The sequence below is a fragment of the Streptococcus oralis genome (assembly GCF_965111685.1).
GTDB classification, from domain to species: Bacteria; Bacillota; Bacilli; order Lactobacillales; family Streptococcaceae; genus Streptococcus; species Streptococcus oralis_B.
The window spans coordinates 1,173,109-1,193,425 of record NZ_OZ217340.1; the positions used below are offsets into that span (position 1 = coordinate 1,173,109).

General features: G+C 39.4%; 25 protein-coding genes and 2 tRNA genes. 7 read left to right on the plus strand and 20 right to left on the minus strand.

The genetic code is table 11. The features are described 5' to 3' along the window. Positions 1-26: 26 nt before the first annotated feature. Positions 27-215 carry a helix-turn-helix domain-containing protein gene (locus ACLV7H_RS06170; RefSeq protein WP_411866682.1) on the minus strand — a complete coding sequence of 63 codons (189 nt, stop codon included), beginning with the start codon at positions 213-215 and terminating at the stop codon, positions 27-29. 188 nt (positions 216-403) lie between these two features. Here ACLV7H_RS06170 and ACLV7H_RS06175 point away from each other — a divergent pair, with 188 nt between their 5' ends. Then, a complete protein-coding gene (locus tag ACLV7H_RS06175) occupies positions 404-1,204 on the plus strand; it encodes a DUF4393 domain-containing protein (protein ID WP_411866683.1) in 801 nt (266 codons plus the stop codon). 220 nt (positions 1,205-1,424) lie between these two features. On the opposite strand, the gene ACLV7H_RS06180 is transcribed toward ACLV7H_RS06175, so the two are convergent. The 3 genes from ACLV7H_RS06180 to ACLV7H_RS06190 all read right to left on the minus strand — a co-directional run bounded on the left by ACLV7H_RS06180 (position 1,425) and on the right by ACLV7H_RS06190 (position 2,103). Next, positions 1,425-1,607, minus strand: a complete 183-nt coding sequence (locus ACLV7H_RS06180; protein WP_411866684.1) for a DNA-3-methyladenine glycosylase — start codon at positions 1,605-1,607, stop codon at positions 1,425-1,427. A 153-nt stretch (positions 1,608-1,760) separates the two neighbouring features. Further along, positions 1,761-1,901 carry a hypothetical protein gene (locus tag ACLV7H_RS06185; protein WP_411866685.1) on the minus strand — a complete coding sequence of 47 codons (141 nt, stop codon included), beginning with the start codon at positions 1,899-1,901 and terminating at the stop codon, positions 1,761-1,763. A gap of 10 nt (positions 1,902-1,911) precedes the next feature. Continuing rightward, the gene (locus ACLV7H_RS06190; protein ID WP_411866686.1) at positions 1,912-2,103 is read right to left on the minus strand and encodes a DNA-binding protein; all 192 of its coding nucleotides are present in this window, start codon (positions 2,101-2,103) and stop codon (positions 1,912-1,914) included. 64 nt (positions 2,104-2,167) lie between these two features. Between ACLV7H_RS06190 and ACLV7H_RS06195 the strand changes: the two genes are divergently transcribed. The 5 genes from ACLV7H_RS06195 (at position 2,168) to ACLV7H_RS06215 (ending at position 5,604) form a co-directional block, all read left to right on the plus strand. Continuing rightward, a complete protein-coding gene (locus tag ACLV7H_RS06195; protein ID WP_411866687.1) occupies positions 2,168-2,371 on the plus strand; it encodes a hypothetical protein in 204 nt (67 codons plus the stop codon). 536 nt (positions 2,372-2,907) lie between these two features. Beyond that, the gene (locus ACLV7H_RS06200) at positions 2,908-3,255 is read left to right on the plus strand and encodes a helix-turn-helix domain-containing protein (RefSeq protein ID WP_411867075.1); all 348 of its coding nucleotides are present in this window, start codon (positions 2,908-2,910) and stop codon (positions 3,253-3,255) included. Positions 3,256-3,265: 10 nt separating this feature from the next. Further along, on the plus strand, positions 3,266-3,682 hold the full coding sequence (locus ACLV7H_RS06205) for an ImmA/IrrE family metallo-endopeptidase (RefSeq protein ID WP_411866688.1): 417 nt from the start codon (positions 3,266-3,268) through the stop codon (positions 3,680-3,682). Continuing rightward, the gene (locus tag ACLV7H_RS06210; protein WP_411866689.1) at positions 3,666-4,337 is read left to right on the plus strand and encodes a zinc ribbon domain-containing protein; all 672 of its coding nucleotides are present in this window, start codon (positions 3,666-3,668) and stop codon (positions 4,335-4,337) included. The genes ACLV7H_RS06205 and ACLV7H_RS06210 overlap by 17 nt, the downstream gene beginning before the upstream one ends. Positions 4,338-4,461: 124 nt before the next feature. Then, positions 4,462-5,604 carry a tyrosine-type recombinase/integrase gene (locus ACLV7H_RS06215; RefSeq protein WP_411866690.1) on the plus strand — a complete coding sequence of 381 codons (1,143 nt, stop codon included), beginning with the start codon at positions 4,462-4,464 and terminating at the stop codon, positions 5,602-5,604. Positions 5,605-5,691: 87 nt separating this feature from the next. Here ACLV7H_RS06215 and ACLV7H_RS06220 read toward each other — a convergent pair whose 3' ends face one another. Then, positions 5,692-5,967: an HU family DNA-binding protein gene (locus ACLV7H_RS06220; protein ID WP_001284636.1), complete on the minus strand. Its 276-nt coding sequence runs from the start codon at positions 5,965-5,967 to the stop codon at positions 5,692-5,694. 107 nt (positions 5,968-6,074) lie between these two features. Next, positions 6,075-6,911 carry a DegV family protein gene (locus tag ACLV7H_RS06225; protein WP_045591103.1) on the minus strand — a complete coding sequence of 279 codons (837 nt, stop codon included), beginning with the start codon at positions 6,909-6,911 and terminating at the stop codon, positions 6,075-6,077. 141 nt (positions 6,912-7,052) lie between these two features. Here ACLV7H_RS06225 and ACLV7H_RS06230 point away from each other — a divergent pair, with 141 nt between their 5' ends. Continuing rightward, positions 7,053-7,901 (plus strand): YitT family protein, encoded by an 849-nt coding sequence (locus ACLV7H_RS06230; RefSeq protein ID WP_125384529.1) that lies wholly within the window; start codon positions 7,053-7,055, stop codon positions 7,899-7,901. Between the two features lie 22 nt (positions 7,902-7,923). Here the strand turns inward: ACLV7H_RS06230 and ACLV7H_RS06235 are convergent, their stop codons facing one another. The 14 genes from ACLV7H_RS06235 to ACLV7H_RS06300 all read right to left on the minus strand — a co-directional run bounded on the left by ACLV7H_RS06235 (position 7,924) and on the right by ACLV7H_RS06300 (position 20,206). Continuing rightward, positions 7,924-9,321, minus strand: a complete 1,398-nt coding sequence (locus ACLV7H_RS06235) for an APC family permease (RefSeq protein ID WP_411866691.1) — start codon at positions 9,319-9,321, stop codon at positions 7,924-7,926. 126 nt (positions 9,322-9,447) lie between these two features. Next, positions 9,448-10,860 carry a Fe-S cluster assembly protein SufB gene (gene sufB, locus ACLV7H_RS06240; RefSeq protein ID WP_411866692.1) on the minus strand — a complete coding sequence of 471 codons (1,413 nt, stop codon included), beginning with the start codon at positions 10,858-10,860 and terminating at the stop codon, positions 9,448-9,450. A gap of 56 nt (positions 10,861-10,916) precedes the next feature. Beyond that, positions 10,917-11,354, minus strand: a complete 438-nt coding sequence (gene sufU / locus ACLV7H_RS06245; RefSeq protein WP_411866693.1) for a Fe-S cluster assembly sulfur transfer protein SufU — start codon at positions 11,352-11,354, stop codon at positions 10,917-10,919. Beyond that, positions 11,341-12,567, minus strand: a complete 1,227-nt coding sequence (locus ACLV7H_RS06250; protein WP_411866694.1) for a cysteine desulfurase — start codon at positions 12,565-12,567, stop codon at positions 11,341-11,343. Before ACLV7H_RS06250 ends, sufU begins: the two co-directional genes overlap by 14 nt. 10 nt (positions 12,568-12,577) lie before the next feature. Further along, positions 12,578-13,840 (minus strand): Fe-S cluster assembly protein SufD, encoded by a 1,263-nt coding sequence (gene sufD, locus ACLV7H_RS06255; protein WP_411866695.1) that lies wholly within the window; start codon positions 13,838-13,840, stop codon positions 12,578-12,580. Between the two features lie 27 nt (positions 13,841-13,867). Beyond that, on the minus strand, positions 13,868-14,638 hold the full coding sequence (gene sufC / locus ACLV7H_RS06260; RefSeq protein WP_045591088.1) for a Fe-S cluster assembly ATPase SufC: 771 nt from the start codon (positions 14,636-14,638) through the stop codon (positions 13,868-13,870). Positions 14,639-14,790: 152 nt separating this feature from the next. After that, positions 14,791-14,985 carry a DUF3272 family protein gene (locus ACLV7H_RS06265; protein WP_411866696.1) on the minus strand — a complete coding sequence of 65 codons (195 nt, stop codon included), beginning with the start codon at positions 14,983-14,985 and terminating at the stop codon, positions 14,791-14,793. Positions 14,986-15,012: 27 nt separating this feature from the next. Next, positions 15,013-16,671, minus strand: a complete 1,659-nt coding sequence (dnaX, locus tag ACLV7H_RS06270; RefSeq protein ID WP_411866697.1) for a DNA polymerase III subunit gamma/tau — start codon at positions 16,669-16,671, stop codon at positions 15,013-15,015. Continuing rightward, positions 16,671-17,168 (minus strand): GAF domain-containing protein, encoded by a 498-nt coding sequence (locus tag ACLV7H_RS06275; RefSeq protein ID WP_000887143.1) that lies wholly within the window; start codon positions 17,166-17,168, stop codon positions 16,671-16,673. The genes dnaX and ACLV7H_RS06275 overlap by 1 nt, the downstream gene beginning before the upstream one ends. A gap of 82 nt (positions 17,169-17,250) precedes the next feature. Continuing rightward, the gene (gene rpsA / locus ACLV7H_RS06280; protein WP_001001617.1) at positions 17,251-18,453 is read right to left on the minus strand and encodes a 30S ribosomal protein S1; all 1,203 of its coding nucleotides are present in this window, start codon (positions 18,451-18,453) and stop codon (positions 17,251-17,253) included. A 162-nt stretch (positions 18,454-18,615) separates the two neighbouring features. Then, positions 18,616-18,687 (minus strand) — tRNA-Gln (locus ACLV7H_RS06285). Between the two features lie 8 nt (positions 18,688-18,695). Next, positions 18,696-18,776: transfer RNA gene (locus ACLV7H_RS06290), tRNA-Tyr, on the minus strand. Positions 18,777-18,825: 49 nt separating this feature from the next. Beyond that, a complete protein-coding gene (locus ACLV7H_RS06295; RefSeq protein WP_000037107.1) occupies positions 18,826-19,056 on the minus strand; it encodes a DUF2969 domain-containing protein in 231 nt (76 codons plus the stop codon). Between the two features lie 112 nt (positions 19,057-19,168). Then, on the minus strand, positions 19,169-20,206 hold the full coding sequence (locus ACLV7H_RS06300) for a branched-chain amino acid aminotransferase (RefSeq protein WP_411867076.1): 1,038 nt from the start codon (positions 20,204-20,206) through the stop codon (positions 19,169-19,171). Positions 20,207-20,317 lie beyond the last annotated feature (111 nt).

Here is a 20,317-nt window from a genome sequence, read left to right on the forward strand (position 1 = left end):
CTGACTTTTCGTTAGGTGCTTTTTTGTTATCTTAATTCATCTATACTGACTTCCAGTGCATCAGCAATTTTCTTAACTGTGTCAAAATACAAATCTTTCACTTCTCCATCTCTTAAACGATAGATTCCAGCTGTACCAACACCAGCTTTTAAACAAAGTTTATAAACTGTCCAATTTCGTTCTGAAAGTTTTTCAGATATTTTTTCCCAAATCATAGCCTTTTTCTCCTTATCTAGTTTTATTTTTTACTTTTTGTGCTTATATATGCTATCGCACTATATATTGCGCTGGTTTTAGATTAAATCCCTTGTTTATACAATATATTGACAAGCATTGTTTTTAAGAATATAATATAATTACGATTGTCCGATAAAATAACTTTATAAAATGACCAGGAGATCCTATGAATATTATCGACCCAAATGATCCACATTTTGTTTCTCTCCCAATTTCTCACGAAACAGGAGATGCTCTTGCTAAACCTATCGCCACATCTATCGGAGAGGCTAGTAAAACTCTACTGGATGGAATCTTCCATCTTGCATTAGATCCAGTGAGAAAATTTAACATTCAGCGCGAATCAGATTTAGAACATTTTAAGCAAGAAATACAATATTCTGTAAAAAATGTACCAGAAGAGTTCCACGATGATTCAAAAATCGGACTGGTACTAAAAGCAATTGAAGATTCCAGGTATCAGTTAAACAATGAAGAAATTCGTAATATGTTTACAAAACTAATTACTTCTACTATCGATTGTCGAACTAATTCCGGCATAATCCCTAAATATAGTTCAATCATTGCTGATATGACAGCTGCAGAAGCAAGGTTATTAAGAGATATCTACTTCAATAAAGGATCTGTCGTTCCTCTAGTTAGTTTGATGATAGAAAATAAATCTGACTATTCTTCAAGAAATTTAGGGCAAGGTTTTTTATTATTTGATAATTATTCAGATAATCAAAAAATGTTAGATTTATCATTACTTGAAAGCTCAAATTTAGTAAATTTTCATAGGAAAACACAATTAGTACACCCACACTTCACGAATATCATAAATACTTTCACAAACACTTTTCCAAACAATCTAAATGATTTATTACCCAATTTATCAGACGACGAAGAAGTCGTATTTGAACATTCTCACTACTCTTTGACCGAACTCGGAGAATCTTTTTGTAACATAGTTTTTAATCGAAGATAAACAAGAACTCTGTCTTCAATTTTCTTTAGTTCCTTGGCTAAATAGCGACTATAAAGATTTAAGAAAATAAAAGTTATTAGCATATTTGTCAAAATCGTCAAAACAAATACCATTATCTTTTTTCACTCCCCCCCATTTTTTTCTAAAACGGTAACGGATCGTCATACATTTGTATAACTAAATCCCCCTTGACTCTTGATTTTGGAGTCGTTCTTTTCTATCACTCCTCTAGGGAAGAATTTTTTGGAAGTTTGCTTATGATGTCTTCAGCAAATTCCTCTACACTCGATTTTTCAAAATCCATATATTTTTTGTACAGTTTATTTACTTTATAAATGTGGTAATGCATTATGGTTGTCGAAACGATAAAAGACGTTAATGCTGAAATGATTAATGTTTCCATTTCTACTCCTTACAATTTGGTTGCTAGTAAACTCTCAAGATAACTAGTGTTTCTTAAAATTTTTTCAACTAACTCAGGGTCTGCCTTTATTAAGGTATGGCCTTTTTTTCCGCTATACGGATATCGGTTTGGTCTCATAGTATTCCTTTCTAGTCAAATCAGCTTGGCAATAAATTTTAAGTAGACAGTAGCATGGTGGCTTTCAACCGTGCTTTTTGTTTTGATTGCTTGAACACCTTTTAATTTCTGATTGTTTAAATAAATACCATCTTGTCTTATTTTTAATTTGTCCATTCTACTCCTTCTACTCAATCCCATAATCTTCAATAACCTGAAGAATAAAACTGTTCGCTCGTGGTCCTTTAGTCGTTCCACTAAGAATGTTTGTCACTTCCTGTCGTTTAAAGCCATAAGCAACCGCTAGAGTTGCTTTTTTGATTCCTTTCTCTTTCAAGAAAGCATTAACCTTTTCACGACCGTTTGCGATATCTGGCATATATTTCTCCTTTCTATTTCTTCTCTCCTTTTTGCTATAATATAAGCAGAAAGGAGGATGACTTATGACTAAGTCTGATTTGGCACCTTATCTAAATGCAGTTACAAACGAAGAGGACACTCTTCTAATCTGCAAAACAGAACAAGGTGCATATATTGGCGATTTCAGCCCTTCATGCGATGAAGAAGATTTTGTGCTAACTTACGAAGATGTTTCTGTTTCTTTGTCTTACGCTCAGGTTCTTTCTGCATCTCTTTTGAAGGCTTAATCGCTGGCTTCAAATGATCATTCATCCAAATACTGAACAAAAACTGACACTGTCCAACCGTCTTTTTTGTTCTAGTGCTTGGGTGGATTTTTATTTGACGGTAATCTTCCCATGCCAACTTATGTCCGTATCCTTTCAGAATTTTTGTGAACAATTCAAAAGGTACTTCAAATGTAATCTTGTCAAGTCCAGTCGATTCTACGTAATCTTCTGGTAACTCGAATAGCTCTCTGTCTGTCATATTTTTTCCTTTCTGAAGTTTTTTTGTAAATAAGAAACAACTAAAAATTAAACTTTTCCTGTGTTATTACTTGACAAACTCTATAATAAAGTCTAAAATGAAAGCATAATAAAAACACTAATAAATCTATAAATACCGTTCGCCAAAACATTTTTATAATTTATTTTCTTAGTTGTTTTTTTAGTTGTAACTTACTTACAAAAACTATTCTATACTTTTTTCTAGATTATGTCAATACTTTTTTCTAGATTTTTTAGAATATTTTTTGTGACGTCTTAGAAAGGTTGATATGTCAATGTTTTCGACGCTAGAAAAAATTAAAGAATTAGCAAAAAGTAGAGGGATTTCTTTAGCAAAGTTAGAAGAAAGTCTAGGTTATAGTACCAATTATTTCTATACCTTAAAAACGAAAACCCCAAACTCTGACCGCCTACAAGAAATCGCCGACTACTTTAATGTTTCGACTGACTACTTGCTTGGTCGTACAGATAATCCGACTATTGCAAGCAACGGTGATGCTTCTGCACCATTAGACCTCAGAGACATTGCTGCACAATCTATGTTATTCGATGGTAAGCCACTTTCTGAAGAAGATATAGATTTTATTACAGCGGTCTTGGAGGCACACTTAAAAAATAAATAGAGGTGCATTTATGACTGTAAGAGAGCTTTGCGCCCAGGAGGGTGTGAACCTATGCTACTTTGATGGAACAGGCTGGCATAGTCCAGGATTCTTCAATCCAACATTGAAGCTTCTTGCTATTGATATCAATCTATCAGAGCAAGATCAAAAACAAGTAGCCCTACACGAACTTGGTCACAAGGATCACACACGCTCAGAGTACCAGAACGCTCGTCTACGCTGTGAAAACGAAGCTGATAGGAATATGATCCATCATCTATTGGTAGATGCCTTGGCGGAATTAGACGATCCGTCTGATTTTAATTATTTAAAATTTATGGAATACTACAATTTAAAAACCATAGCTGATGAGGTTATGGTTAAGGAAGAGTATAAAAGCTTAATAAATAGTTACTTTTTTGGAGGTCAATATGAAATTTTGTCCTGAATGTGGCAATCCCGTAGAGGGCTACAAGTTCTGCCCAAATTGCGGTTTTTCCATCGCTAACCAAGAACCAACTGAACAACCTCAGCCAGTCAAAAGGCCAGCTTCTCCGTCTCCTGCTGCTGTAAGTAGAAAAACGGACAAAGTCGGGCCACTTGAAATTGACAGACACCATCGCACTTATCGCATAAATGGAGCTCGCAAAGCAAAAGGCTCATCAGGTCTGATTGGTGGAACTGCTAAAGTTGTTGGAAAAACTACCTTAGCGCTTGGGACAGGCGGTTTGTCTTTGATTCCATCTTTAATTAAAAAAGATAAAAATAATACTGGATGGTATTCATTCGAGGATTTAGTATCGTATGAATTGATTGTAAACAATCAGACTGTTGTTTCGGGTGGTGTTGGACAAGCTTTGGTTGCAGGCGCTATGTTCGGACCTATTGGAGCAGTTGCAGGCGGTATCGTATCCAAACGAAAATCAACCTCTAAAATTTTGAACATGACTCTTCGTGTAACTTCAAATGACTTCAATAAACCAGTTGTATTCATTGATTTGATTAGAAAGCCTGTAAAGAACTCTTCGAAAGAATACAAGCAAGCAGTCGAGAACGCTCAGCGAATCATGGGAGCATTGGACGTTATCGTTCATAATTCGTAAAAATAAAAAAATCCCCACACTCTCGGTCGGCAAACTTCTGAGTGTGAGGATATCCTGTATAGTAAAAGGCATTAAAAAGCCCTCTTTACTATACCCATTTTAACAAAATATAGGAGAAAAAACAATGTGGGTAGAACAACATAAAAACGGAAAAGTAAATTTTATTGAGAGGTATAAAAATCCTTACACCGAGAAATGGGCTAGAGTTTCAGTTCTTATGGAAAAAGATACTCCTCGTATTCGAAAAGAAGCTCAGAAGCAACTTGAAATAAAGATAGCAAATGTTCTAAGCCACCTAGAAAGCTCCGAAATGCTGTTTACGGAGCTTTTCGACCAGTGGTGGTCATTCTATCAACAAGAGATAAAACGTTCTTCTATTGCTTCCTTATGCGGGAATATCAAAGAGATAAAAGATGATTTCGGAGTGGGTATAAAAGTATCTAAGATTGATCCAAAGTATGTTCAAAATTATCTAGATAAACTTGAATGCTCCAGGAGTAAAAAAGAACGGAATAAGTCTATGCTAAATCTTGCTTTCGATTATGCTGTTGGCCTTGGCGTCATCAAGGACAACCCAGCTAGGAGAGCTAAGCTACCAAGAATCCAAAAAACATTAGAAGATTGGAAAAAGGTAGATCAGAAATATCTTGAAGAAGATGAAATCAAACTGCTGCTGAAAGAGTTGTATCGTAGGCCAAGCACCTATCGAATCGGATTGCTCTCTGAATTCATGAGTTTAAATGGTTGTCGCATCGGTGAAGCTGTAGGGATTGAACCACATAATGTTGATTATGAATCCAACACCCTGCAGCTCCATGGAACCTACGACCACACGGACGGATATCAAAAAGGAGAAAAAACATCTCCAAAAACTCTGGCATCCTATCGTGAAACCGTCATGACCACTCGGGAAAAAGAAATTTTAGAAGAGATGGAATTCATGAATGAACTAGAAAAGAATACCAACCCTCGCTATAAAGATATGGGGTTCATCTTCACAACAAAAAATGGAGTACCTTTGCAAACAAACTCTTTTAACCTAGCTCTAAAGAAAGCCAATGAAAGACTTGAAACACCAATCCAAAAAAATCTTACTAGCCACATATTCCGTCACACGCTTGTAAGTCGACTTGCTGAAAACAATGTCCCGCTCAAGGCTATTATGGATCGTGTCGGCCACTCAGATGCTAAAACAACCACTCAAATATATACTCACATCACAAAACAAATGAAATCAACCGTGGCAGATGTGATGGAAAAGTATTAGTTCTTGCCCCAAAAATGCCCCAAATCAACAAAAAAAGCCTGTCACACAAGCTTAAATGCTTGATACAACAGGCTTTTTGAAAATTTATTATTTAACAGCGTCTTTAAGAGCTTTACCAGCTTTGAATGCTGGAACTTTAGAAGCTGCGATTTTGATTTCTTTACCAGTTTGTGGGTTGCGACCTTTACGTGCAGCACGCTCACGAACTTCAAAGTTACCGAAACCGATCAATTGAACTTTTTCACCAGCTGCAAGGTATTCAGTTACTGCAGCAAATACAGCGTCAACTGCTGCTGCAGAATCTTTCTTAGTCAATTCTGTAGCTTCTGCTACTTTAGCGATCAAATCTTGTTTGTTTGCCATGTTAACAAATCCTCCAAATAATTTCTAATTAACAAATATAATCATATCCTAAAATCGGCTATAGGTCAAGTCAAAAACGCTATTTTGACTATTTTTTCTCTATTTTTTTAGGAATTGTAGCGAATTAGAATTGCCCAAGCATTCTCTCCAGTATGAGTTTGAATAATAGAGCCAGTTTCCAATACAGAGATTGGCTTTTCAACATAAGGTTGCAATAATACCTTCATCTCATTCGCCCATTCGTTCGTTCCAGCGTAGGAAATCCCAATCTCTGCAACTGATTTTTGAGAAAGAGTATCGGTTAATTCCTCAAGCCACTTTTTGAAAGTTTTCGCTCCACGTCCTTTGACGATTGGTTGGAGTTCGTGGTTTTTCATCTGCATTACTACACGAATATTCAAGAGTGAGCTTAGTAATCCAGTGACACGTCCAATACGACCACCCTTAACTAAGTTTTCTAGCGTCGAAACACCGATATAAAGTTCTGTATGATTTTTTACATCCTCTACATGAGCTAAGATTGCTTCTAAGTCTTTACCTTCTTTAGCAAGTTTTGCAGCTTCAACAACTTGGAACTTCAATGCTTGATCTGTAAAGGAACTATCAATAACCGTTATATCAGCAGTTGAAAGACTTGCCCCTTGGCGAGCAGCTTCCACAGTTCCAGACAAGGCATGGGACATGTGAATGGCGATAATTTGACTGCCGTCTTTACTTAGTTCTTCAAAGACCTCAGCAAACACTCCCACAGGGGGCTGGCTTGTTTTAGGCAGATTCTTACTTTGTTGCATAAGATGAAGGAATTCTCCCTCTTTCAAATCTGCATCCGAATAAAGCACACTATCAATCATAACTGATAGAGGGACAACAGTGATATTTAATTCTTTAACTACTTCTGGTTCGATAGTAACAGAAGAGTCCGTTACAATTTTTACTTGTGTCATAATTCAATCTTTCTATTCTTCTCGATAGGATTGGGATTCTCTCTTTTATTATATCAAAAAAATGATAAAAAATCATAAGTGATTCGATGAAAAGAACTGAATTTTTGATATAATCTATCTATAGAAAAGTGAGGAACAGCTATGATTCGAAAACTTCAACCGATTATTACCATTATTTTGGGAGCTGCTATCTATGCCTTCGGTCTTACCTACTTTGTTGTTCCTTATCATTTATTTGAGGGAGGGGCGACAGGTATTACCTTGATTACCTACTATCTTTTTAAGATTCCTGTCTCATTGATGAACCTCTTGATTAATATCCCTTTATTTATCCTGGCTTGGAAGATATTTGGACCTAAGACCCTCTACTCCAGCCTTCTAGGATCTATTTCACTTTCCGTTTGGCTAGCAATCTTTGAGCGCATTCCTTTGCATATCGACTTGCAAGGTGACCTCATCATTGTCGCTTTAGTCTCAGGAGTCTTACTGGGGGTTGGTTTAGGAATTATCTTTAATGCTGGTGGAACCACTGGTGGCTCTGATATCGTTGCCCGTATCCTCAACAAGTACACCAATATTTCGATTGGAAAATTGCTCTTTGGGATTGACTTTTTTATCCTAATGTTGATTTTGATCATCTTCCAGGACCTTCGTCTAGTTACCTATACCCTCTTATTTGACTTTATCATCGCTCGTGTTATCGACTTTATAGGCGAAGGAGGTTATGCTGGTAAAGGATTTATGATTATTACCCAATATCCTGATCAATTGGCCAAAGAGATTAACGATGAACTCGGACGTGGCGTTACCTTTATATCTGGTCAAGGCTACTACAGCAAAAAGGATTTAAAAATTATCTACTGTATCGTCGGTCGAAACGAAATCGTTAAAATGAAAGATATGATTCACAAAATTGATCCTCAAGCCTTTATCACCATCACTGAGGCTCATGAAATTCTGGGTGAAGGATTTACTTATGTGAAAGATTAAAAAAGCTGGGAATTCCCAGCTTTTATTCTTCTTCTGCGAGGGTTGAATGGCGGAACCCGTAAGTAAAGTAAATGACTAGACCAACTACAAGAGCAATGCCAAAGGCAATCCAGGTATCTAAACTATATTGAAGCATAAAGGAAACACAGATAAGAATGGAAAGAATTGGCAAAAGTGGCACTAAAGGAGTTTTGAACTCTCCTTCTTTTGGCATCCCCTTATCCTTTCTGAGTTTTATTATTCCGTAGGCTAGCAAAATCAGATAAGCTAACGTACAGATATTTAAGAAGGCTGCAATACTGGCTAGAGGAAACACTCCTGCAGCAATGGCTGAAGCAACTCCTGTTAAGAGGGTCGCATTTTTAGGAACGCGACTGGTCTTGCTTAATTGTTTGAAACTTTGAGGTAAAAGTCCATCACGCGCTAAGCTATAAATCATCCGAGACAAAGCATAAGTCATAGAGATACATACGGTTATCAGGGTTAGAATGGCTACAAGCGAAACATAATTGGCCGCCCAGCCGATACCTATACTCCGTAATGAAAATGCTACTGCATCGTCCACATTGAGCTTACTGTAGTGAACAATCCCTGTCAATACTAAGGTTACCAAAGCATAGAGAATGGTGACGATTGTTAGAGAAAGCACAATTCCGCGAGGAATATTTTTTTGCGGACTTTGAATTTCATCAACTGCCATGGAAATAGACTCAAATCCGAGAAATCCAAAGAACATCAAAGATGCACCCGCCATAATCCCAGTACTTCCACCATATAGTTGACCAAAACCAAAGGGAGCAAAATTCGTCCAATTTTCTGGCTTGATGTACCAAATACCAACTAGGATAAATAAGGCGAGAGCTGAGAATTTCAAGACCACTAAAAGCGAATTAAATCTCAAAGCTGCCTTAGAATTTAATAAAACCAATCCTGTTACCAGTGTCAGTACTAAAATAGGCAGAAGATAGATATAGGTTCCTTGTTCAGGGTTAAAGGTTCCATTCAAGGCTTGGGGCATGGAGATACCATAATTACTGAGCAATCCCTTAAAGTAAGCTGCCCAGCCAGACGCAACACCTGAAACAGCCGTCATGAATTCCATGATGGTCAGCCAGCCAGCAATCCAGGCTGGAAATTCTCCTAAAATCGCATAGAGGTAACTATAAGCACCACCAGTTGCAGGCACACGAGAGGCAAATTCTGCGAAAAAGAGGGCTGATAGAGAAACACACAGGGCAGAAATCACAATGGAAATCACTAGTGATGGACCAGCTAAGGTAGCCGCTGCTGTTCCTGTAATGGTGAAAATCCCCGTCCCCACCATGGCACCAATCCCTAGAAGAATCAAATCCCACAATTTCAAATGGCGATGCATTTCTGTCTGTCTCAGACTAACATCCTTTGTTCTAAAAATATTCATTCTTCTTCTCCACTAAATGTAATTGTTTTATTTTACCATATAAAAGTATTTTTGTGAATATTTATTAGGTTATTTTTTGAAAAAAATTCTGAACAGGAAGACTTCCTGTTCAGAACTTGCATATTCTTACCCAACAGACCCTTCCATTTCATAGCTAATCAAGCGATTCAGCTCAACGGCGTATTCCATTGGAAGTTCTTTAGTGAAGGGCTCCACAAATCCCATGACAATCATCTCGGTTGCCTCAGATTCTGACAAACCACGGCTCATGAGGTAGTAGAGTTGTTCCTCTGAAATCTTGGATACCTTGGCTTCGTGTTCCAAAGCAACTTGCGAGTTGTGGATTTCATTAAATGGAATGGTATCTGAAGCTGATAAGTCATCCATGATAATGGTATCACACTCGATGTGAGAAACAGATTTCTTAGAGTTCTTGTTAAAGGTTACTTGTCCACGGTAGTCCACCTTTCCTCCGCCTTTAGCGATGGATTTTGACACGATAGACGAGCTTGTATGTGGAGCGTTGTGGATCATCTTAGCCCCTGTGTCTTGGTGTTGCCCTGCATTGGCAAAGGCGATAGAGAGCATGGTTCCACGCGCTCCTTGTCCATCAAGGTAAACAGATGGGTATTTCATGGTTGTTTTGGCACCCAAGTTCCCATCAATCCACTCAACAGTCGCATCTTTCAAAGCTTTAGCACGTTTTGTAACCAAGTTATAGACGTTATCAGACCAGTTTTGGATGGTTGTATAGCGCATGTAAGCTCCATCCAAAGCGAAGATTTCTACAATGGCTGCGTGCAAACTATTACTTGAATAAGTCGGTGCTGTACATCCTTCTACATAGTGTACACTTGCTCCCTCATCAACGATAATCAAGGTACGTTCAAACTGACCAGTATTTTCATTGTTGATACGGAAGTAAGTTTGAAGAGGAATGTCTACCTTGACCCCTTTTGGTACATAGATAAAGGTTCCACCAGACCATACTGCTGAGTTAAGGGCTGCCAACTTGTTATCAGTCGGTGGTACCAACTTCGCAAAGTATTGTTTAAACAAGTCTGGGTATTCCTTGAGGGCAGAATCCGTATCTGTAAAGATAATTCCTAACTTCTCAAATTCTTCCTTCATGTTATGATAAACTACTTCTGACTCGTACTGGGCAGAGGCCCCTGCTAGATAAGCACGTTCAGCTTCTGGAATTCCGATACGTTCAAAGGTTTCTTTGATTTTTTCAGGAACTTCATCCCAAGAACGAGCTGGTTTATCAGATGGTTTTTGGTAGTAGATCAAGTCATCAAAGTCAATCTCTGACAAATCTGCTCCCCATGTTTGCATGGGCATTTTTTTGAAGGTTTCATAAGACTTCAAACGAAATTCTAACATCCACTCAGGTTCTCCCTTAGCAGCTGATAATTCGCGAATGACATCTTCGTTCAATCCTTTTCCTGTCGATAGGACAGGCTCTACATCGTCATGGAAACCAAATTTATATTCACCAAGATCAATTGGTTTTGGTTCTACTCTTTCTTCAGCCATAATATCCTTTCTTTCTTCATTTCTAATGATTTATAAGACAAAAGAAACTTGTCTTATCAGTTATCTTGATTTTCAATTGTCTTCTTAAGGGCGTTCCAAGCTAGGGTTGCACATTTTATTCTTTGGGGGAATTTGGCAACACCTGATAAGAAGGCCGCGTCTCCAAGTTGGTCTTGACGCTCATCTTTTTGCCCTTGAACCATTTCAGAAAAAATAGTCGCAAGTTCTAAAATTTCTTGTTTGGTTTTTCCTAAAACGGCATCTGTCATCATACTAGCAGAGGCAGTTGAGATGGTACAACCCGAGTTTAGAAAAGCGATATCTTCCAAGCGATCGTCTGTATCAAACTTAACAGAGAGATTAATAACATCCCCACAGGTTGGATTATTGAGGCTGATTTGTTCAGCGTCTTCTAACTTCCCTTGGTGATGTGGGTTTTTCGAATGGTCTGCTACCACTGCCATATAAAGGCTATCTAGTTTAGAAAGTGCCATTGAAAAACTCCTTTGTCTTTTGTAGGGCATCGACTAGTTTGTCACAATCTGCCTTAGTATTGTAGATATAAAAGCTTGCACGAGCTGTTGCTGGAACTTCCAAATATTGGAGCAAAGGTTGAGCGCAATGATGACCCGCACGAACTGCTACTCCTTCATAATCCAGAGCCGTAGCAAGATCGTGAGGATGAAGATCACCTAGGTTAAAGGCAATCACACCCGAACGTTGAGCCAAGTCTTGTGAACCATAGATATTCAGTCCTTCAATTGCCTGCAGTTTTGGATAAACGTAGGCTATCAGTTCCTGTTCATGGGCTTCAATGGCATCCATACCAATCTTTTCCAGATAATCAACTGCAGTCGCAAGTCCAATAGCTCCTGCCATATTTGGCGTTCCAGCCTCAAATTTCCATGGCAATTCCTTCCAACTAGCAGATTGCTCGTAGACAAAATCAATCATTTCGCCACCAAATTCTACTGGTGACATTTGCTCCAGATACTTTTCTTTACCGTAAAGGACACCAATACCAGTTGGACCAGCCATCTTGTGACCTGAAAAGGCAAAGAAGTCCACATCCAAGTCCTGGACATCAATCTTCATATGAGGCGTAGATTGAGCACCATCCACCACCATAATGGCTCCTACTTCGTGAGCCATTTGTGTGATTTCTTTGATAGGATTGACCACACCAAGAACATTTGAAGCATGAGCTAGCGAGACAAACTTGACCTTATCAGTCAACTTAGCTCGCAAATCCTCCATATCCAGAGCTCCATCCTTGAGATAGACATAGACAAGCTCCGCTCCAGTCTTGCGGCAGGCCTCCTGCCAAGGAATGATATTTGAATGGTGTTCCATGACGGAAATCAAGACCTGGTCTCCCTCAGTCAAGATTTCTTCAGCATAACGTGCTACCCAGTTAAGACTGGTTGTCGTTCCTCTGGTAAAGAGAACTTCCTTTGTAGAAACAGCATTGATAAATTTACGAATGGTTTCACGAGCCCCCTCATAGGAAACTGTTGCCCGTTCTGCCAAGGTGTGAACACCACGGTGAACATTGGCATTGTCCTGCTCATAGTAGCGGTTGATTGTTTCAAGAACTGCTAGTGGTTTTTGTGTCGTCGCAGCATTGTCCAGATAGACCAGAGGTTCATCGTTGACAATCTGGTCTAAAATTGGAAAATCCTTGCGAATCGCTTCTACATCTAACATAGGCTTCCCCTTAGCGTTTTGACAATTTTTCTTCGATAGTTGCAATCATTTCATCACGAACTTCCTTGACTGGAATCTCTACGATAACGGATCCAAGGAAACCACGAACAACCAAGCGTTCTGCTGTTGCTTTGTCCAAACCACGGCTCATGAGGTAGTACATGTCTTCTGGATCTACTTGTCCGATAGAAGCAGCGTGACCAGCAGTTACGTCATTTTCATCAATCAAAAGAATTGGGTTGGCATCTGAACGCGCTTGGTCTGAAAGCATTAGAACACGGCTTTCTTGTTGCGCATCTGCTCCCTTAGCACCCTTGATGATGTGACCGATACCATTGAAAGTCAAAGTTGCTTTTTCAAGGATAACCCCATGTTGGAGAATATTTCCGATTGAGTTGCAACCATAGTTGGTTACGCGGGTATCAATCCCTTGAACCTGACGGCCACTTGAAAGAGCTACCACTTTAAGGTCAGCATGGCTACCATTTCCAATCAAGTCGCTATCAAAGTCCGCAACGACGTTTCCTTCGTTCATGACACCGATTGCCCAGTCAATGCTTGCATCGTTGCCTAGTTTACCACGACGGCTAATGTAAGCAGTGACATTTTCTCCTAGACGGTCAATAGCCGCAAACTTCACTTGCGCACCAGAACGAGCAATCACTTCGACTGTGATATTGGCAGTTGCTTTTGCACTACCACCCCCTCGTGACTCTAGACGTTCAAGATAACTAATCTTACTGTTCTTACCAGCGATGATGAGGATATGCTTGTTAAATGGCACATCGCTATCGCTGTCTTGGTAGAAAATTCCTTCGATTGGTTCAACAATCTCAACATTATCAGGAATGTAGAGGACAGCACCACTGTTAAAGTAAGCTGTATGGTAGGCTGCCAACTTGTCATCGTCATACTTAACAGATGACATGAAGAATTCTTCGATCAGCTCTGGAATTTCTTCTAAAGCTGAATGGAAGTCTGTGAAGACAACACCCTGTTCAGCCAATTCAACTGGTGTTTGTTCAAAAACAGTTTGCGTTCCTACTTGCACTAACTTCAGGTGATTATCTAGAGCTGTAAAGTCAGGAACATTTGCTGAAGGCTCACTTTCTGTGATGGTTCCATCCCCCAGATTCCAACGGTGAAATTTCACACGCTCAATAACTGGTAATTCCAAACTCTCAATCTTATCAAAAGCTTTTTGACGGAGGTTTGACAACCAGCTTGGTTCAGCGTGCATTTCTGAAAAAAGTTTAATAGTTTCTTTAGTCATTTGCTTCTCCTAAAAGATACGAGGGAATTACAATTCTTCCTTGTAGTTGTAGCCAAGTTCTTCAGCTAGTTTTGCGTATCCTTCACGTTCCAAACGGGCTGCTAATTCTGGACCTCCAGAAAGGACCACACGACCTTCCATCATCACGTGTACCACATCAGGTGTGATGTAGTTCAAAAGACGTTGATAGTGAGTGATAATCATAGCACCAAAACCTTCACCACGCATAGCATTCACACCTTTCGATACGACTTTAAGGGCATCAATATCAAGACCTGAGTCAATCTCATCCAAAAGGGCAAATGTAGGTTCCAACATCAAGAGTTGAAGAATTTCATTACGTTTTTTCTCACCACCAGAGAAACCTTCGTTGAGGTAACGCTCTGCCATTTCTTCTTTCATGTTGAGCAATTCCATTTTCTCGTCTAGTTTAGTGATAAACTCACGAACTGAAATCTTTTCATCATCTTCTTTACCAGCATTCATGGCTGCACGAAGAAACTCTGCGTTAGTAATTCCTGGGATTTCTGATGGGTACTGCATAGCAAGGAAAAGTCCCATACGGGCACGTTCGTCCACTTCCAACTCAAGGATGTTTACACCATCAAACAAGACCTCACCTTTGGTAACCTCATAGTTAGGATTCCCCATGATAGCTGCAGAAAGAGTTGATTTACCAGTACCATTTGGTCCCATGATAGCTGCGATTTCTCCTGTTTTCAGAGTCAGATTGACTCCTTTCAAAATTTCTTTTCCTTCAATCTCAACGTGAAGATCTTTGATCTCTAATACTGACATGATAGTTCCTTTCTTTTTCTGGCCTACTTCCTTTATCCTTAGCGAAATCACTTATATTTCTCTAAAAAATACAAGAAAAGGTCCATAAATATACTCTACTAGTATAACAAAAAAAAGCCTAAAAGGCTTTGATTTTGTTTAGAAGCTAGTGACTAATCCTTGCGGTTTAAGCGCTGATCAATGGCATCTACTATTTTACCCATTAGATAACTTAACCTAAAATTTCGAAAAAGTAGAATGGCCCAAAAGGCTGCCATAAAATAGCGACCAGTCATCCAAGCTTCATTGAAAAAATAAGTCTCAGCAGCAGTAAATAGTGCTATCACGATAAATTGTTGTCTAGTCATAGGATTATTGTACCATGAAATCCTCTTTTAGTCTTCTTCGACCATGACTTTATCAGCCAGAAATTCAAATCCCTCTGGAATCAGATTTTCTTCTTCTACCTCTTGCTCCGTTTGTGGAGACTTGTTTTTAGCTGAAAATGCTGCACGAACCTCTTTCCATTCCTCAAGGGAAATTGCCAGGATTTCAGGTGAAAATCCAGCCGCTTGGCTAAGAATATTGCCAAACATGGTATTGAGGTTATCCCGTTTCATGGTTTGCCCAGCATTAAAATTAGACTCAAAGGCTAAAATAGCATGGTGTTCATTGGCCGCAACTGGTTGAGAACCAACCAGCAGAGCCTTATCAGGACCAGCTAAGCTTTCGATTACCTCTCCCCATGCATTCTGGAGGCGAATCAAGTTTTGCCGTGCCAAATCAGGATTTTCAACTGCTTCTTGCAGAATAGACTGAACTTTGTTGCGATCTACTCGATAGACTGTCTTGGAAGTTGCTGGACGGCTAGGGACTGGCGCCACTTGTTTAGGAGCTGTTCCTACATTAGCAAGCTCTTGTTTGAGACGTGCGACTTCCTGTCTCAGTACAGAAATTTCACTTTCAACAGCTCCCGAAACCGCAGATTCAGGCTTGATTTCCGCTAAACGAATGGTCATCATCTCAGCATAAATCTTAGGTTGCAGGCTTGCTTTCATATCTGCCAAGCTCACAGTCGCCATTTGAATCATTTCAAAGAGGCTTTCCTGAGATAAAGCTAGATTGTCCATAAAAACTGGACTATGATGAGTATTTTCGCCACCTGTCTGAACAACTAGTAGATCACGCAAATACTGTAAGAGATCCGTCACAAAACGAGTCATGCTCTTGCCATTCTCAAATAAAAGATTCAGAGAATCAAGCGCTTTTGGAACATCCTGCTGAGACAAGGCAGCTACATAATCATCTAGTGCTGATAGACTAATGGTGCCTGTAATCTCCTCAGAGATAGCAGTCGTGAGCTCATTTCCCTGTGTTAAACTCAAGGCTTGATCCAGAATGGACAAGGCATCCCGCATTCCACCTTCAGCTCGTCTGGCAATGATTTCCACAGCCTCCGGTTCAGAACTGATATTCTCTTTTGACAAAATAGTTTGGATATGTTCCTTAATATCTTGCGTTCGAATCGCTTTAAACTCAAAACGTTGAACACGCGATAAAATAGTTGCTGGAATCTTGTGCAATTCAGTAGTCGCCAAAATAAAGACCACATTTTGAGTTGGTTCCTCTAGAGTCTTCAAAAGCGCATTAAAGGCTCCCGTAGACAGCATATGAACTTCGTCGATAATGTAGACCTTATAACGAGCTAAGCTAGGAGCATAGGTAGATTTATCACGAATTTCACGAATTTCGTCAACTCCATTATTCGATGCCGCATCCATTTCGATAACATCTTCTAGGCTACCTTCTGTCACTGCCTGACAGATATAACAGTTATTACATGGCTCTCCATCCACTTGGTTCGGACAGTTCATAGCCTTGGCAAAAATCTTGGCTACACTGGTCTTCCCAGTTCCACGAGGACCTGAGAAAAGATAAGCATGACTAATCTTTTCCTGCTCGACCGCTTGTTTTAGGGTTTTAGCCACAACTTCTTGACCTACTAGTTGTGAAAAAGTTTGACTTCTATATTTTCGATAAAGTGCTTGATACATTAAGCTTTCTCCTCAAACATCGTAAAGTCCCATTCTGTCTTCTCAAGCAAAATAGCGACAAATTGTTCCAAGTAATCACGGTCAACAGCATTGTAATCATCGATAAGTGAAGAATCCAGGTCTAAAACACCTAGCAATCGACCATTCTTGAGCATGGGAACTACGATTTCACTCTTTGCCATACTATCGCAAGAAATGTAGTTTGGATAGGTACTTACATCGCCAACTAAAACAGTCTCTTGAAACTCAGCAGCTTCTCCACACACGCCCTTCCCGAGCGGAATACGAATGCAAGAAACGCCGCCCTGAAAAGGCCCTAAAACCAATTCGCTACCATCAAACAGATAAAAACCTGCAAATACAGTATTCGGAAAGCGAGATTTTAGAAGGGCACTAGCATTCGAAAGATTGGCAAGAACATTGCTCTCACCTTCAAGTAAATAAGAGAGTTCCTCATTTAACAATTGATATTGTGATTGTTTTTCTGAATCTAACATAGAACTATTATATCAAAAATGGGAAAGAGACAAAAGAAAAATCCCTTGTTTTTAACAAAGGATTTTGTGATTATCAATTTGATTAAAGTTCGATATCACCGAACAAGTCAGCCATTGAGAATCCTGTTTGTGTTTCTGGAAGTTCGAAATCACGTTTTTCTTGACGTTTTGGACGACGTGGACGAGCAGCACGTTTTTCTTCTTTTTGTCCTTCTTCTTGAGCTGGACGCTCTTCAAGAGCTTTGATAGAAAGTGATACACGTTCTGCGTCAGCGTTAACATCAAGGACTTTAACAGTAACTTCTTGACCAACAGTAAGAGCTTCTTTGGGATTTTCGATACGTTTGTGTGAAATTTGTGATACGTGAACAAGTCCATCGATACCTGGCAATACTTCAACAAATGCACCAAAGTCAGTCAAACGTTTAACTGTTCCTTCTACTACATCACCTTTAGCCAATTTTTGCTCAACACCATCCCATGGTCCAGGTGTTGTTGCTTTAAGTGAAAGTGATACGCGTCCTTCTTCCTCGTTAAGATCAAGGATCTTCACTTCGATTTCTTCACCAACAGTTACAACTGATTTAGGTGATACGTTACGTTCGTGTGACAATTCAGTCAAGTGAACCAATCCGTCAACACCACCAAGGTCGATGAAAGCACCAAAGCTAGTGATACGAGCAACTTTACCAGTTACGACATCACCAACAGCCAATTTACCGAATACTTCAGCACGAGCTGCTGCAGTAGCTGCTTCAACAACTTCACGACGTGAAAGGATGAAGCGGTTTTCTTTAGGATCAACTTCCTTAATTTTAGCATCAAATTCTTGACCTACGAAACGCTCAGTGTTACGTACGAAACGAGTATCCAACATTGAAGCTGGGATAAATCCACGAACACCTTCAAATTCTACTGAAAGTCCACCTTTAACGGCACGAGTTCCTTTAACAGTAACAACTTCTTCTTCGCGTCCAACAAGTTTGTCCCATGCTTTACGAGCTTCAAGGCGTTTTTTAGATACAAGGTATGTAACTGTATCAGTATCTTTACCAACTACTTGACGAAGTACAAGAACATCCAATACTTCTCCTACTTTCACAAAGTCATTGATATCTGCATCGCGATCGTTTGTCAATTCGCGAAGAGTCAAGACACCTTCAACACCAGTCCCAGAGATTGCAACGTTAGCTTGAGTAGCATCAACTGTCAATACTTCAGCACTAACAACATCACCAGGCTCAACTTGGCTAACGCTATTTAGCAAATCTTCAAATTCGTTCATCTAAAAAATCCTCCAACAATCAAGTTTTTCTAAACTTGACATACTTATAATTTTTTTCCTAAGCACCCGCAAAGACATGTTCATATCGTTCACGTCTTTCACTTATAAAAATAAAATACCCTAAGATATTTTTCTTTTTATCTTGAATTTATTACCTAAGAACTGGGGTAGCTGGATTCGAACCAACGCATGAGGGAGTCAAAGTCCCTTGCCTTACCGCTTGGCTATACCCCATTGATAAATGGAGAGAGAGGGATTCGAACCCCCGAACCCGAAGGAGCGGATTTACAGTCCGCCGCGTTTAGCCTCTTCGCTATCTCTCCAATGTTTAACGAGAACTATTATATCATGAAATTTTCAATAAAACAAGTATTATTTTGTCAAATTATAGTTTTCAATCAAAATTTCCACAGCTTTTTCAAGTTTTTTATAAAAACTATCGACATTTCCATTCTTTATGATGGCAAATTGGCTGTCTAATTCGGCAATTTCCCCAATAACCTTTTTACCGATCGTCAAAACGTATCCTTCATAGCTGTCTTTTCCAACAGTCACTTTTGCATCTGTTAATTGAATTTCAATTTTCTTATCTTTTTTACTCATACTTTACCTCTTTTCACTTTTTCTATTGTACAAGAAAAAGCTCAAACTAGCAAGAAAAAACTCCATTTCAGCTATTACAACTGCTATGGAGCTCTTCTTTATTTCATGTCTTTTAGTCCACTTTGACAATCCATCCTTCTGGTGCTTCTACATCACCAAATTGGATACCGGTCAATTCATCATAAAGTTTACGTGTAACAGGACCTACTTCTGTTTCGCTATAGAAAACATGGAAATCTTCGCCGTGTTGGATGCCTCCAATTGGCGAAATAACTGCTGCTGTACCGCAGGCACCTGCCTCTACAAAACGATCCAAATTGTCAATCGGAACATCACCTTCGATCGGTGTCAAGCCCAAGCGGTGTTCAGCCAAGTAAAGCAAAGAGTACTTGGTAATGGATGGCAAGATAGATGGGCTTAATGGCGTAACAAATTCATTGTCTGCCGTGATTCCAAAGAAGTTGGCTGATCCGACTTCTTCAATCTTTGTATGTGTAGCTGGGTCTAGGTAGATAACATCTGAAAATTGGCGTGACTTGGCCATTTTACCTGGAAGGAGACTAGCAGCATAGTTACCACCTACCTTGGCTGCACCCGTACCATTTGGAGCTGCACGGTCGTATTCATCCTGAATCAAGAAGTTGGTTGGGACTAAACCACCTTTAAAATAGTTACCAACTGGCATAGCAAAAATGGTGAAAATATACTCTTCTGCTGGTTTAACCCCAATAATATCCCCAACACCAATCAAAAGCGGACGGAGATAGAGAGTTCCACCCGTTCCGTATGGTGGTACATAATCTTCATTGGCACGAACAACCGCTTTACAAGCTTCTACAAACATCTCAGTTGGGACTTGAGGCATCAAAAGACGGTCGCAGGTGCGTTGCAAACGCTTGGCATTTTCATCAGGACGGAAAAGTTGAATACTGCCATCCTTAGTACGATAGGCTTTCAAACCCTCGAATGCTTGTTGACCATAGTGGAGACTTGGAGAAGATTCAGAAATATGAAGAGTCGAGTCCTCCGTTAATCCCCCTTGATCCCATTGTCCATTTTTATAATGAGCGACGTAACGGTAAGGTAATTTCATATAAGCAAAGCCAAGATTTTCCCAATCAATTTCAACTGTCATGTGTTTCTCCTTTATACTATTCAAACTATGTGTTCTATTCTACACTTTTCTAGTAAAATTTCAAGTATTATTTGTAATTTTCTGAAAATTTTTTCAACATAAAGAAATCAGCCCTCTTGGCTGATT